Genomic DNA, 13,608 nt, shown 5'->3' with positions numbered 1-13,608 from the left:
CGGAGTGATGCGACCCTTCATTTGCTAATATCTCTCCCAGATCCATACCAAGATGCGAACATCCGCCCGTCCGTTAGCCCTTGTTTCCATTCCGATCTTTCTGGGTTCCTGCGTCCTCGGCCCGCAACCTGGATCACCTGACACGAAACTGCCGGGCTCCATCCGCGGAGACTCCGCTCCGCACGGCAAGTCGTTCGGCGACAAGTCTTGGCACAAGGTCTTCACTGATCCGACGTTGAAAAACCTGATAGGCCGGGCGCTCGCCAACAGTCCCGACCTTGTCGCCGCCACCTATCGCATCGAGCAGGCGCGCGCGCAGGCGAATGCCGCCCGCGCCGATTGGTTCCCGCACATCGACGGCAGCGGCGGAGCCACCGCAAACTACGCCTCGCCAAACGCGGGACAGACAGCCCCCGGATCCGACCGCTATTCGGACTCCTACAATCTCACCGCCCTCCTGAGCTGGGAGGTCGATCTCTGGGGCGGCATCCGTCGTTCCAACGAAGCCGCGCGCTCGCGCCTGCTCCAAGCCGAATACCAGCGCGACGCCGTCCAAACCGGCCTCATCGCCTCTGTCGCCAGTGCCTACATCGAACTGCAGAATCTTGACGAACGTCTCAACATTTCCCGCAATACCGCGGATAGTCGGCGGTCGTCCCTCGAACTCGTCACCGCCCGAAGAGACGGCGGAGTCAGCTCCGACCTTGAATTCGGACAGGCGGAAGCCCTGTTAGGTCAGGCGCTCACAGCCATCCCGATCATCGAAAAGGCCATTTCCGCAAAGGAAAACGAGATCCGGTCCCTGCTCGGAGAATACCCCGGCGGAGTCGCCCGCGGCGGCAGCCTCGACAAGCTCGATTCCTCGCTGCGCATTGCCGGCGGCCTCCCGTCCACGCTGATGGAACGCCGTCCCGATATCGCGGCAGCGAACCAATCCTTCCAAGCCGCCACGGCGGATATCGGTGTCGCCGAGGCGCTGCGCCTTCCCAGCCTTTCTCTAACCGGCAGCGGTGGGGTGATCAGCAATGATCTCGGAAATCTGCTGGAAGGGAAATCCGGAGCTTATTCCATCGGCCCGGATCTCACCGGCCCCATCTTCGATGCCGGGCGCGGCAAGGCCCGCGCCGACAATGCCAGAGCCTTGGCGGGAGAGGCTCTTGCCGTCTACAACAGGGCCGCCCAGCAGGCATTCCGCGAGGCTGCGGACGCCATCAACGCCTATGTGAAGACCGGCGAAATCATCGCGGAGCAAACCCGGCTGGTGAATTCCAACCGCATGGTTTCCTCCGTCGCCAAGGATCGTTTCCAAGGCGGAGCTTCAAGCTACCTCGAAGTGCTGGATGCCGAACGCAGCCTGTTCGATTCCGAACTGCAATTGGCCGACAACCGCCGCGACCGGCTGCTCTCGGTCGTCGAGGCTTACCGCGCTCTCGGCGGCGGATGGAAGTGACCTAACACACTTCCTCCGATGATCACCCTGATGCTGATTCTCTTCGCTCTGGTTTCCGCCTGCGTCGGGATTCAGACGGCGGGAATGTTTTTGGGAATCCACTGGTTGAAACGCCTCTGGCCGCATCGTGAAGCCGACTACATTCCGGCTCGGACTTACTGGCTGATTGTCCGCATGGTCTATGGATTGCTGATTCTGCATCTCCTTCAGATCCTCGTGTGGGCGGCCGTCTATCAACTGCGCGGTTGTTTCCCGGATCTCTCCACGTCGTTCTATTTCTCGGCAGCAAGCTACTCCACCGTGGGATACGGCGATGTGGTGCTGCCGGAAAAATGGCGCATCCTGGGAGCCGTCGAAGCCGTCACCGGAGTCCTCATGTTCGGCTGGAGCACCGGCATCATCTTCACCGTGGTCCACCACCTTCTATCCCATTTCCTCAGGAGCAAGTACTCCGAAAAATCCAAAACCCCGTGAGTGAGGAAAACGTCGCCATCAGCCGCCAAACCGTCCGCCATCTTCTGAGGGCGGTCACGATGTTCCTGAAGTCTCCTGTCGGCGGCAAGGCCCGCTGGCTGCTGGCGGGGCTGATGCTTCTGATGCTCTGCATCAACGGCATGAACGTCGCCAACAGTTTTGTCGGGCGCTATTTCATGTCCGCCATCGAAAAGCACGACTCGGAGGGCTTCGTCCGTTTCGCGTGGTTTTACGTGGCGGTCTTCGCGGGCTCCACTTTTGTCGGCGTGATGTTCCGCTTCACCGAAGAGCGCCTCGGCCTGTTATGGCGGGACAATCTAACTCATCGCATCGCCGGCACTTACATAGACCGCCAGCTCTATCTGCACATGGCCGGCGACGAAGGCATCAGCAATCCGGACCAGCGCATGAGCGAGGACGTGAAACAGCTCACCACCTCCACGCTTTCCTTTTTGCTCATGATCGTGAATGGCACGATGACCGTGCTCTCGTTCTCCGGCGTGCTCTGGACGATCAGCCCGAAACTTTTCATGATCGCCGTGCTCTACGCGCTCGGCGGCTCCGCTCTCACCATCTGGCTCGGCCGTCCGCTGATCCGGCTGAACTACCGTCAGGCCGACTGCGAGGCGAATTTCCGCTCCGAACTCATCTACACGCGGGAAAACGCGAAGGACATCGCCAGCACCGGCAGGCAGCCAGAAATCCGCGAGCGGCTGATGACGCGCATCGACAATCTCGTCGGAAATTTCCGCCGCATCATTTCCATCAACCGCAACCTCAGCTTCTTCACCACCGGATACAACTACATGATCCAATTGATCCCGGTGCTCATCGTCGCCCCGTTGTTCATCCGGCGCGAGATCGAGTTCGGAGTGATCGGCCAATCGGCGATGGCCTTCGCCACCTTGTTAGGCGCATTCTCGCTGGTGATCACCCAGTTCCAGGCGATTTCCTCCTACGCCTCCGTCATCGCACGGCTCGGCGAGTTCGTCGAATCCGCGGGAAAGCACGCGGAGCCACAAAAACCTTGAGCTCATGCAGACTCCTTCGTCCACCGGCGCAGACTGCGTCATTGTGATCAACTGCGGGAGCTCGTCGTTGAAATTAGCGGTGCTTCCCGCGGAGGGCGAAACCGTTTTGCTGAAAGGTCTGGCCGAGCGGCTGGGGGGCCCCGACGCCACGCTCACTGTCGAAAAGGACGGAGAAACCACCGTCACGTCCATTCCCTCCGCGTCCCATCACGAGGCGCTGCAGGCCACAGTTAGATCAATGGACGGACTGACCCCGCGCGGCATCGGACACCGCGTGGTGCATGGTGGAGAAGAGTTCACCGCATCCGCGCTGATCGATGACGGGGTGATGGAAGCCGTGGAGCGCTGCGCCAGCCTCGCCCCGCTTCACAACCCCGCCAACCTCACCGGCATCAGGACCGCCCGCAGCTTGTTTCCCGGGTTGCCGCAGGTCGCGGTCTTCGACACCGCCTTCCATCAGACGCTGCCGCCGAAGGCATTTCATTATGCGATTCCCCATTCCTATTACGAGGATCTCAAGGTGCGGCGCTATGGTTTCCACGGCACCAGCCATCACTACGTTTCTCTGGAAGCCGCTCGTATGTTAGGGAAACGTGCGGAGGAAACCAGCCTCATCACTCTGCACATCGGCAACGGCTGCAGCGGCTGCGCCATCCGCGACGGCCGCAGCGTGGACACTACCATGGGCCTCACTCCCAGCGAAGGACTTGTCATGGGAACCCGCAGTGGCGATGTCGATCCCGCGCTCCATCAGTTTCTTCAAGATCAGACCGGCATGCGGCTGGGCGAAATCACCGCCATGCTGAACTCCCGCAGCGGATTGTTAGGTTTATCCGGCCTGAGCAACGACATGAGAACCCTCAGCGATGCCGCGCGCAACGGCCATCAGCGGGCCGCGCTGGCCATCGAGGTCTTCTGCTACCGCCTCGCGAAATCCACGGCCGGACTCATGGCCGCGCTGGAGCGCATCGACGCCGTGGTTTTCACCGGAGGCATTGGCGAGAATTCCGCTGAAATCCGCGCCGCGACCGCCGCCCACCTGGCGATTTTCGGCATCCATCTCGATGATGCAAAAAACTCCGCGCACGCGAACCTCATAAGTTCTACTAACAGCCGAATCCCCTGCCTTGTCGTCCCGACCAACGAGGAGCTGATGATCGCCCGCGAAACCCTCCGCCTGACTTCCTGAAACCATCGCCATGAGACACACATTTTTCCTTGCGGCTTCCGGCGACGGAGTGGGCCTGACTTCGGTCAGCCTCGGTGTCGTCCGTGCGCTCGACCGCCGCGGGATCCGCGTTGGTTTTTGCAAACCCATCTCGCAGAATCATACGGGCATCGGAGATAACGATCCGTCCGTGCGGTTCATGCAGTCCACCATGGGCCACACTCCGCCGGAATCGATCCCGATCCAGGAGGCGGACAATTACGTCCGTGAGGAACAGACCGGCGATCTGATGGAGCGGATCGTCGAGAAAGTCAGCGCGGCCGGAGAAGGATCTGATGTCGTCATCGTCGAAGGACTGCTCCCCGCCGCCGGACGCACTTTCAACAACCGCCTGAACCGCCTCATCGCAAGCAGCCTCGATGCCGAGGTCATCCTCGTCACCACGCTGGGCGACGAAACGCCGGAACAGTTTTCCCACAAGGTCGAAACTCTCGCCGCCCTCTACGGTGGCATCGACAACCCGAAACTCATCGGCTGCATCATCAACAAAATCGGCAAACCACGCGGAGAATCCATGAGTGGCGTCGTGCCGATCGTGGACTCGTCCGCGGACGAAAGCGGCTCGGACATCACCTCGGAGGAGAAAACCGCGGCCGCGGTGAAAACTCTGCTAGACGGTTGCGAAATCTTCAAAAGCGGCAGCTTCGAGCTTCTGGGCGCCATTCCGGCGAACAGCCGGTTGCAAAGTTTCCGCACTTCCGACGTGGCGCGTCATCTGGAAGCCGAGAGCATCTCCGCCGGCGACATGCACCATCGGCGTGTTCATTCGGTAGCGCTTTGCGCACGCGCGGTTTCCCATATCTATCATGTTTTCGCCCCTGGCGCGCTGCTCATCACGCCGGCCGATCGCGAGGACGTCATCATCGCCGCCGCGCTGGCCGCCCTCAATGGAGTCGTCCTCTCCGGAATCATCCTCACCGGAGACGCGCCGCTGGCTCCCGAATTGCACGAGCTCTGCCGCCGCTCGTTCGAAACCGGCCTGCCCGTCCTCAAGGTCCGCACCGGCAGCTATCAGACGGTGCTCAATCTCTCACAGATGAGCTCCGAGGTTCCGCCCGACGACATCGAGCGCATGAACCACGTCATGGATTTCATCGCCCGTGCCATTTCCGGCCAGAAGCTGGAAGACCGTTGCAAGGTCGAGCTGGCCATCCGCATGTCGCCGGCGGCATTCCGCCACACGCTGGCCTCGCGGGCGCGCGAGGCGAACAAGCGCATCGTCCTTCCGGAAGGCGACGAGCCGCGAACCATCCAGGCCGCGGCCGCCTGCTGCCAGCGTGGAATCGCCCGCTGCGTGCTGTTGGGAAATCCCGATGAAATCCGCCGGGTGGCCGCCGCCAACGGAGTCACGCTGCCGGATGAAATCGAAATTCTCGACGCCGCCGCGTTGCGTCCGCGCTACGTCCCCCACCTCGTGGAAATGCGGAAAAGCAAGAACCTCAGCGAACACGACGCGATGGAAGCGCTGGAGGACAACGTCATGTTAGGAACCATCATGCTGGCGATGGGCGAGGTCGATGGCCTCGTTTCCGGAGCCGTCCATTCCTCCGCCAACACCATCCGCCCGGCGCTCCAGCTCATCAAGACCCATGCGAAGGCCCGCGTCGTTTCCTCCGTCTTCTTCATGTGTCTTCCCGAACAGGTGCTCGTCTATGGTGACTGCGCCGTGAATCCCAACCCGGATGCCGAAGCCCTCGCCGACATCGCCATCCAGAGCGCGGAAACCGCCGAGCAATTCGGCATTCCTGCCCGCGTCGCCCTCATCAGCTACAGCACCGGCGAGTCCGGCAGCGGCGAGGATGTGGAAAAAGTGCGGAAAGCCACCGCGATCGCCAAGTCCCTGCGGCCGGATCTTCTGCTAGACGGTCCGCTCCAGTACGACGCCGCCGCCATCGCCGAAGTCGCCGCCACCAAGGCTCCCGACAGCCCCGTCGCCGGCAAGGCAACCATCTTCATTTTCCCCGACCTCAACACCGGCAACACCACCTACAAGGCGGTCCAGCGCAGTGCCAATCTCATCAGCATCGGCCCCGTGCTGCAAGGGCTCCGCAAACCCGTCAACGACCTCTCGCGCGGCGCGCTGGTGGACGACATCATCTACACTATCGCCGTCACCGCCATCCAGGCGGCGGGCGGCGAACGATCCTAACAAAACATTTGCTGCTGTCCGGTGGACGAGAGCACGGCGCGCCAGAGCTCACCGTCCAAATCGAGGTGCTTGCCGCCGGCGGCGATGACATCGATGGGCACCTGCACATACTGGCCGTTGAGAAAGCTGATGACCAGGCCCGTTCGGCCCGCCATCGCAGCGTGTACGGCATGGCGGCCGAGGCGGTCGCAGAGCAAGGCGTCCTCGGTATTGGCAGGGCAGCCGCGGATCTGATAGCTTGGATCGAAGTAGCGCATGGTCATCTCGATGCCGCGGGACTTGAAGTGGGCGCAGATCGCGTCCCGCATGAAATGACCGATGTCCTGCAGCTTCGGATTACCGGACGCGTCCGTTTCGCCGCTTTTTCCGAGGAGGTCCTGGCCGGCCCCTTCCGCGACGACGATGACGGCGTGTTCCTTTTTTTCCAGCCGCCGCTCCAGCGCGGTTAGAAATCCTTCAAGGGCGAATGGCTGCTCGGGGACAAGGCAGAAGTTCACGTCCTGGCTGGCGACGGTGGCGGCCGCGGCGATGAATCCGGCGTGACGGCCCATCAGTTTCACCACAGAAACGCCGTTGTCCACACTGCGCGCCTCGGTGTGCGCACTGTCGATCACCCGCACCGCCTCGTCCACCGCGGTGCCGAAACCGAACGTGCGCGAAACGTGGCGGACGTCGTTGTCGATGGTTTTTGGAATGCCGACAACGGCGAGCGGGTGGCCGCGTTTCAGCGCCTCATGATAGAGCGCGTGGCCGCCGCGCTGCGTGCCATCGCCACCGACGGTGAAGAGTATGTCCACCTTTTGGGAGATCAGGAAATCCACGGCGATGGAAATATCCACCGGTCCGCGCGACGTGCCTAACAACGTACCGCCCTTTTTGTGAATCTCCTCGACGAGATCATCCGTTAGTTCGACCGGCGGCTTGCCCCGCGAGGGATCGAGGCCCTTGTAGCCACCCCGGATCCCTAGCACGGACGTCACGCCATAGCTGCGGCGCAGCTCGCGCGTCACGGACCGGATGACATTGTTGAGGCCGGGGCAGAGTCCGCCGCAAGTGACGATGGCGGCCCTGGTCCGGGCGGGATCGAAAAGCAGTTTCGAGCGCGGACCGGCTTTTTCGAACAGCATGAGGTCGTCCGCCGGCTTGCCGTTAGGCCACTGGATTTCCGACGGGACGAAAATCGAGGAGGAGTCGCAAACCGACAGCGGCGAGTCGAATCCGGCCTCGCCAAGCGTGGTGATGGGCATGAATTTCACTGGAAGAGAATGATCGTGAGAATCTGCGCGGCAAGGATGCGCATGAGGGTGGTGAGCGGATAGACGGTGGCGTAGCCGACGGTGGGCGCGTCGGAGCCAGCGATGTTAGAAGCGAATGCGAGCGCGGGTGGATCGGTCATGCTGCCTGCCAGCAAACCGCTGAGGTCCATGAAATTCATTTTCAAAACGACACGGGCGAAGATCCCGACGATCAGCAGCGGCAGCATTGTGACGGCGATCCCGGCGGCAAGCCATTGCAGGCCGGTGGTGCTGAAGACGGTGGCGAAGAATTTCGAACCGGCACCGAGGCCCACCGCCGCGAAAAACAGCGCGATGCCGAACTCGCGAAAGGCGAGGTTCGTGTTGATCGGCATGTGCCAGACCTGACGGCGGATGCGGCCGACCCGGCCGAGAATCAGCGCGACGACCAGCGGCCCGCCGGCGAGGCCCAGCTTGACCGGCTGCGGGATGCCGGGAAATGCGATTGGCATGGTGCCGAGCGCGACGCCCAGAGCAAGGCCGATGAAAAATGGGATGAAGTGCGTTTCATTGATTTCCTTGAGCGAATTTCCAAGTGCCTTGGCCGCCGCATCGAGATCCTTGTCACGGCCGACAATCTGGAGCTGATCGCCAAATTGCAAACGCAGGCCGGGAACGGCTGACATTTCAAGATCGGCGCGGGTGACACGGGTGACCGCCACGCCGAATCGTTCGCCAAGCTCAAGCTGGCCGACGTTTTTTCCGAGCACATTCCGATCGGTAACGACCACACGGCGATAGCTGATAGAGCCGTCGTTGATTACAAGATCCTCATCGCTGCTGCGGCCGATGACGCGCGCGAAATTGTCCAGCGCCGCCGATGTGCCAACGACGGCGAGCCGGTCGTCGAGATGGAGCACCGACGTTTCGCCGGCGATGTGGGTCTCTCCGTCATGACGGATGCGGGAAATGGTGACTCCGGCCTCCAGGCGACCGGGGATGTGGCTGAGCTCGACACCGTCGAGATTCGGGTTGGTCACGACTAGCGTGCGGCGCTCAAGCGGTTCCACGTGGCGACGGTTTTTCGCTGCGAACTCTGCGGCCTCGGCGACCGGATTGATCCGGAAAATTTGTTTGAGCAGGAGCAGCGTGCCGATGATGCCGATGATGGCCGTCGGATAAGTCACGGCATAGGCGAGCGCCGGCAGCGCCAGGCGGTCCGCGCCGATGCCCGGGATGGTGCCGAGAGTCTGCGTCGCCGCGCCGAGCGACGGGGTGTTGGTGGATGCTCCCGAAAAAATCCCCAGCACGGCCGCCGGATCGAAGCCCGCGATCCATCCCGCCAGCGGAGCGCTGACCGCGCCCAAGACAACAATCACAGCGGCGAGAAGGTTCATTTTAACCCCTTGTTCCCTAAGCGCGGCGAAGAACCCGGGGCCTAACTGAAGTCCAATGGTGAACACGAACAGGATCAGTCCGAACTCTTTCACAAAATCGAGCGTCTGGTGATCCACCGCTTCGCCGAAGTGGCCGACAATGATCCCCGCGAACAACACCCCCGAGGTACCAAGCCCGATGCCGCGGAATTTCAAACTGCCAAGCGCCATGCCCAGCACACAGACGAATGAGAGAACCCCGATGGCGTGCGCGATGGGCTGCGTTTTATGGAGTTCGAACAGCCAGCTCATCTGTTAGCGATCAGGGTTGGGAAGTGATGCCCGTTTGTAATGAAAGGATTCACCTTCCCGACGTTTCGCCCGATTCCCGATGATTGCCGAGTCAGAGCTTGGCGGTGATTTCCGCGAGGAGTCTCAGGCCGTTGGGCTGGATGACCCCCATGCCCTTGTCCGGTAGGAACCACACGCCTTTGCCGCTGTCCCGGCAGTAGATGACTTCCGCGTGTTCCGGGGACTGGGCGATGAAGTAGTCCGCGTCCGGGTGAGCTGCCAGGAAGTCGTTGTAGCGCACGCACCAGGGGTCGGTGACGATGGGGAAACGCACTTCTCCCAGTTTTTTCAACTCGTCCAAGGTCACGGTGCGGATGGTTTTTTGAACCATCACCTTCCGGTTTTCCCAGGTCATGTCCGGCCAGTCATCATCGTAGCTCATTGTAGTTTCGTTAGTTTGTTGGTTGAGTTCGTAATAGCGCGCTGGGCACCCATACAGACAGCCAGCGCGATGCCGGAGGATTTCACTGGGCCTTCACCGGGATGGGGTTGGCGGGTGGAATTTTCCGGTCGAGCTCGGGGGCTTTTGGCGGCTGGTCCGCAGGAGGAGGCTCGGGCATGCGCACGAGGAGCCAGTTCTGCACTCGGTCTTTGTCGAAGTGGATGGCAACGGTGCTCACGTCTTGGGTGAGGTTCGCCAGCGTGGTGGCATAGACGGTTTCGATATTATCCCCGATGCGCCAGGCAAGGTTCTGAGTCTCTTTGTCAATCTGGCCGGCGATTGGCTTCTGGTCGCCCGTAAGGACGCTTTCGTATCCGCCGCTGACCTTGCCATCCTTGCTGATGGAAATCTGGAAGAACATGACGGGATCTCCCTTTTCCTCCTGAGCCAACGCGAAGACTCCCAGCGGCATCCACTCGGCGGGCTTGCCTTCGGCGGCGGGCGGAGCCGGCGGCGGAGGTTGCTCGACGTTGATGGCCAGATTTACCACCGGCTCGTTGTATTTCTCCGCTGGCACGGGCTTGTTGTCCACATAGACGGTTTCACCTTCCTGAACGACGGTGGTGCCGTAGTCGATATAGACCGGTTGTGGCGGCGCGGTGGCATAGACGAATGAAGTTGCGGCCGCCCAAGTGACGGGTCTCCACCACCACCAGGGATTGGCGGGATAGTAGCCGCCATAGCCCCAGCCGCTGTGGCCCCACCAGCGATCGTCAAAGCAGTTGTCGTAGCGATCCCCGCAGTTATCCCAGATTTCATCCGCGCGGTCGAAGCGGTAATCCCACATGTCCTCGCGGTGATTCTGCCAGTCCTCGCGATTCTGGTTTCGCCAGTCCTGACGATCCTCGCGGTTGTTGCTGATGTTGTCCCAGCGGTCCTCGCGGTTTTTCGAGAAGTCGTCCCGGCGCTCCTGGCGACCCTCGTTGCGCTGCTGCATGCTTTCGTGGCGATTGTCCACGCGCTGGTTCCAGTTTTCGTTCCGGTTTTGCGAACGCTCGCTCCAGTCCGCCCGATCCTGCGGACGGTTGTCACCGAGGCCGCCGCGATCGCCAAGTCCGCCAGCACCGCCGAGGCCACCAAGTCCTCCAGCGCCGCCGATTCCACCGGGACGACCCGCACCACCGATGCCACCAGCTCCGCCCGGACCACCGGGACGGCCTGCACCACCGATGCCGCCAACTCCACCCGGACCACCGGGGCGACCTGCACCACCGACGCCGCCAGCCCCACCCGGACCACCGGGACGGCCTGTGCCTCCGATGCCGCCAGCCCCACCCGGACCACCGGGACGGCCTGCACCACCGACGCCGCCAACTCCACCCGGACCGCCGATGCCGAGGAAATTACCAACATCCCCACCGCTCGGGCGGTTGCCAGTGCTTGGACGGTTAGCCGAACCGGGACGATCCGCGCCGCCGGGCCGTGTCGATGGACGGCTTACCCCTGAGGGAAGCTGCGACGCTCCGGCCCCTGCCGACGGCCGATTTCCTGTCGACGGCCGACTACCGGTTGCGGGGCGGGTGGATGGAGAGGCAGGAACACGTCCGGCACTGGGCCGACTGGTGCCGGCCGAGGGACGCTGCGATGCTCCGCTTGACGGACGGGAACCACTTCCTGCCGATGGCCTTGAAGCACTCCCTGTCGATGGCCGTGACGAACTTCCCGAAGAGGGTCGGGACGAAGAACTTCCACCCGATGATGGGCGAGAATAGCTGGAAGAAGGTCGTGAGGAACTGGAGCGTGAGCTGCCCCCACCTGAAGGCCGGGAAAAACTGCCGCCGCCGGAAGAACGCGCTCCACCACCGCCTCCTCGACTGCCGCCACCACCGCCTCGCCCACCCCCTCCGCCGCCGCGGCCCTCGGCAACTGGCATGGATTGGAACAGCATGGCGAAGATCGCCACGAACATTGAAACGGATGCGAATTTCGAGCGCATGGCTTTATTCTCCTTTCAAACGATGGATTTCAACGCGTCCAATGCCCGGCTGCGGATCGCCGTCGAGCGTACGGTTTCCGGATTCCCAAAAGAAGGTATCGTCGCCGGATTTGGAAAAGGTGTTGTCGGCTGTGGTGCGGCTGCCGTCTGCGGAATAGCCGGTCTCACGCGAGAGCCAGCGCTGGCCTTCGTTGGTCCAAGTTCCCTCGGCAAAGCCGCCCTCGTCATCGAAGGTCCAAGAGTGGATGCCCTCCGCGACCGGATCCCAACCAATGATCTGCCAGCCTTCGAGGACCGGGTCATCGCCGCGTTTCACAGTGACGTTGCGGGTGATGAAATTGCCGCCGCGCGCCCATTGATAGTGGCTGTGGACAGTGACGCCCGCATCCTTGTCCGCTTCGTTCCAATCGCCTATCAGCCAGGCAAGTTGCGAAAGCTGCTCATTCGGAGTGGCATCCGGCACGGGGGTTTCGACGAGCTGGCTCATTTTCCATTTGCCGTCCTTTTTCAGATAGATGGCGGTGTAGAGCGCCTCGGATTCGTCACCGGCTTTCGAGGTCACGATGGTGGAGCCTTTTTCCGCGACCACTTCAGGGGTCAGAACTTTGACGGAATCCGCCTTGATGGCGATTTTCGCGCCCTTGTTGGAGGAGAAGGCGGCACGCAGAGATTCCTCGATAGCGGGCCGCCCGCTGAAGTTCCGGCCGTCGTCCGAAGTGTATTCAGCGTCGTCAGTGAAAGAGGCGGCGAGCGCCGCCACATCCGCCTTGGCGTAGGCCTCCTCGTAGGCTCGGTCGGCGGCGATTACGGCGGCCATTTCCGGCGAGACTTCATCGGTTTTTTTCGCGGGCTCCTCGCCAAAACCGGCGCTGGTCATTGCGGCGGCGAGCGACATCAGAACGAAGGTGGTTTTCATGGAATTTGAAATTTGTTAGCGTGATTCCGAATCTGCTGAATTCAATCAGACATGTCATTCATTGTCCATCAGACTAAAGTCCCATCCATCGAAACGCAAATTTTCCGTTTTCCTCGGTGCGTCTTGATTTCCGACAATTCCCGGCTTGTAAGAACGCGAATGAAAAGCCAATAAATGAGCTAGGAATCTTCCTGTTCTCAGGAAAAAACAACCGCACCACGCAATCCATGGTACAGGAAATTGCATCTCTCGAACAAGCCCGCCCGCAAACGACCGCCGAACCCTTGGTCTGCATACTGGGCGAGGAGGATTTCATCAGCCAGATTTTCCACTCCGCAGGGCTGCCAGTGCGCACCTTCGCTTCAGGCGCGGATTTCCTAAAAAACCACCACCACTCGGGCTCCTGCTGCCTGGTGCTTGATGTGAGCACGCCGGAAGTGGACGGCTTCGAGATTCAGAAGGAACTCGCAAACCGGTCCGAGCAGCTTGTTTTTCTCACCGACCATGGCGACGTGCCGATGTGCGCCCGCGCCATGAAGGCCGGCGCCGTCGATTTCCTGAGCAAACCGGCGAGTCCCGAAATCCTGCTGGAAGCTGTGGACCGCGCCCTCGCCCGCTCATACGCCATCCTTGCCGCCAGTGAAGCCCGAGCTACTGCGAGAATGAAAATCTCCCGACTCACTCCACGCGAGTTCGCGGTGATGGAAAGGGTGATCGCGGGCCTACTCAACAAACAGATCGCCGCGGAACTCGGCAGCGCCGAAAAAACCATCAAGGTCCATCGCGGACGCATGATGCGCAAAACCGGAGTCGTGTCCGTAGCTGATCTCGTGAGGCTCGCCGTGGTCGCTGAGATTCTGGAATTCCCTGAATCCTTGCAACCTTCCGATCCGGGTCCTCCACGCCACGCGGCAGGTGGGACCAAGGTCCGACAGGAGCGACCCCATGCACGGCTTGCCATCCGGAACGAATATCTGCCAGATTGATCCATCGCCGTGAAGCGGCAACAACCCACTACCC

At 61.5% G+C, this 13,608-nt stretch carries 12 protein-coding genes; 7 read left to right on the top strand and 5 right to left on the bottom strand.

Going from position 1 to position 13,608, the window contains the following annotated elements:
* The first annotated feature begins 52 nt into the window (after nt 1-52).
* From ABIQ96_RS20630 to pta, 5 genes are read left to right on the top strand one after another with little or no spacing between them, the layout of a single operon-like run.
* Nucleotides 53-1,450 carry an efflux transporter outer membrane subunit gene (locus tag ABIQ96_RS20630; protein WP_348216528.1) on the top strand — a complete coding sequence of 466 codons (1,398 nt, stop codon included), beginning with the start codon at nt 53-55 and terminating at the stop codon, nt 1,448-1,450.
* Between the two features lie 18 nt (nt 1,451-1,468).
* Nucleotides 1,469-1,924 carry a potassium channel family protein gene (locus ABIQ96_RS20625; protein WP_348216527.1) on the top strand — a complete coding sequence of 152 codons (456 nt, stop codon included), beginning with the start codon at nt 1,469-1,471 and terminating at the stop codon, nt 1,922-1,924.
* Complete coding sequence (locus tag ABIQ96_RS20620; RefSeq protein ID WP_348216526.1) at nt 1,921-2,955, top strand: SbmA/BacA-like family transporter; 1,035 nt, start codon at nt 1,921-1,923, stop codon at nt 2,953-2,955. Before ABIQ96_RS20625 ends, ABIQ96_RS20620 begins: the two co-directional genes overlap by 4 nt.
* 4 nt (nt 2,956-2,959) lie before the next feature.
* Complete coding sequence (locus tag ABIQ96_RS20615; protein WP_348216525.1) at nt 2,960-4,144, top strand: acetate kinase; 1,185 nt, start codon at nt 2,960-2,962, stop codon at nt 4,142-4,144.
* 10 nt (nt 4,145-4,154) lie between these two features.
* Entirely contained in the window at nt 4,155-6,332 is a 2,178-nt protein-coding gene (pta, locus tag ABIQ96_RS20610; RefSeq protein WP_348216524.1) for a phosphate acetyltransferase, read from the top strand.
* On the opposite strand, the gene ABIQ96_RS20605 is transcribed toward pta, so the two are convergent.
* From ABIQ96_RS20605 to ABIQ96_RS20590, 4 genes are all read right to left on the bottom strand, one after another.
* A complete protein-coding gene (locus ABIQ96_RS20605; protein ID WP_348216523.1) occupies nt 6,329-7,579 on the bottom strand; it encodes an ATP-dependent 6-phosphofructokinase in 1,251 nt (416 codons plus the stop codon). The two genes, pta and ABIQ96_RS20605, sit on opposite strands and share 4 nt — an antisense overlap.
* 5 nt (nt 7,580-7,584) lie before the next feature.
* Nucleotides 7,585-9,255, bottom strand: coding sequence for a putative transporter (locus ABIQ96_RS20600; RefSeq protein ID WP_348216522.1), 1,671 nt, complete (start codon nt 9,253-9,255; stop codon nt 7,585-7,587).
* Nucleotides 9,256-9,346: 91 nt separating this feature from the next.
* Complete coding sequence (locus tag ABIQ96_RS20595) at nt 9,347-9,676, bottom strand: hypothetical protein (protein ID WP_348216521.1); 330 nt, start codon at nt 9,674-9,676, stop codon at nt 9,347-9,349.
* Nucleotides 9,677-9,758: 82 nt separating this feature from the next.
* On the bottom strand, nt 9,759-10,694 hold the full coding sequence (locus ABIQ96_RS20590) for a mu-protocadherin-cell-suface protein (protein ID WP_348216520.1): 936 nt from the start codon (nt 10,692-10,694) through the stop codon (nt 9,759-9,761).
* On the opposite strand from ABIQ96_RS20590, the gene ABIQ96_RS20585 reads away from it, so the two are divergent.
* Nucleotides 10,680-11,183: a hypothetical protein gene (locus ABIQ96_RS20585; RefSeq protein ID WP_348216519.1), complete on the top strand. Its 504-nt coding sequence runs from the start codon at nt 10,680-10,682 to the stop codon at nt 11,181-11,183. The two genes, ABIQ96_RS20590 and ABIQ96_RS20585, sit on opposite strands and share 15 nt — an antisense overlap.
* A gap of 493 nt (nt 11,184-11,676) precedes the next feature.
* Here ABIQ96_RS20585 and ABIQ96_RS20580 read toward each other — a convergent pair whose 3' ends face one another.
* Nucleotides 11,677-12,588, bottom strand: coding sequence for an SgcJ/EcaC family oxidoreductase (locus ABIQ96_RS20580; protein WP_348216518.1), 912 nt, complete (start codon nt 12,586-12,588; stop codon nt 11,677-11,679).
* Nucleotides 12,589-12,815: 227 nt separating this feature from the next.
* Here ABIQ96_RS20580 and ABIQ96_RS20575 point away from each other — a divergent pair, with 227 nt between their 5' ends.
* Nucleotides 12,816-13,574, top strand: coding sequence for a LuxR C-terminal-related transcriptional regulator (locus ABIQ96_RS20575; RefSeq protein ID WP_348216517.1), 759 nt, complete (start codon nt 12,816-12,818; stop codon nt 13,572-13,574).
* The last annotated feature ends 34 nt before the right edge of the window (nt 13,575-13,608 follow it).

Origin of the sequence: Luteolibacter sp., from assembly GCF_039920825.1 — a bacterium.
Lineage (GTDB): Bacteria > Verrucomicrobiota > Verrucomicrobiia > Verrucomicrobiales > Akkermansiaceae > Luteolibacter.
Note: the sequence above shows the minus strand (reverse complement) of the source record. Positions and strands in the feature narration are given on the sequence as shown.

Excerpts from the sequence above, each read along its gene's own strand:
- ABIQ96_RS20630 (WP_348216528.1), top strand. The coding sequence starts at position 53 with ATGCGAACATCCGCCCGTCCGTTAGCCCTTGTTTCCATTCCGATCTTT.
- ABIQ96_RS20625 (WP_348216527.1), top strand. The coding sequence starts at position 1,469 with ATGATCACCCTGATGCTGATTCTCTTCGCTCTGGTTTCCGCCTGCGTC.
- ABIQ96_RS20615 (WP_348216525.1), top strand. The coding sequence starts at position 2,960 with ATGCAGACTCCTTCGTCCACCGGCGCAGACTGCGTCATTGTGATCAAC.
- pta (WP_348216524.1), top strand. The coding sequence starts at position 4,155 with ATGAGACACACATTTTTCCTTGCGGCTTCCGGCGACGGAGTGGGCCTG.
- ABIQ96_RS20605 (WP_348216523.1), bottom strand. The coding sequence starts at position 7,579 with ATGCCCATCACCACGCTTGGCGAGGCCGGATTCGACTCGCCGCTGTCG.
- ABIQ96_RS20600 (WP_348216522.1), bottom strand. The coding sequence starts at position 9,255 with ATGAGCTGGCTGTTCGAACTCCATAAAACGCAGCCCATCGCGCACGCC.
- ABIQ96_RS20595 (WP_348216521.1), bottom strand. The coding sequence starts at position 9,676 with ATGAGCTACGATGATGACTGGCCGGACATGACCTGGGAAAACCGGAAG.
- ABIQ96_RS20580 (WP_348216518.1), bottom strand. The coding sequence starts at position 12,588 with ATGAAAACCACCTTCGTTCTGATGTCGCTCGCCGCCGCAATGACCAGC.
- ABIQ96_RS20575 (WP_348216517.1), top strand. The coding sequence starts at position 12,816 with ATGGTACAGGAAATTGCATCTCTCGAACAAGCCCGCCCGCAAACGACC.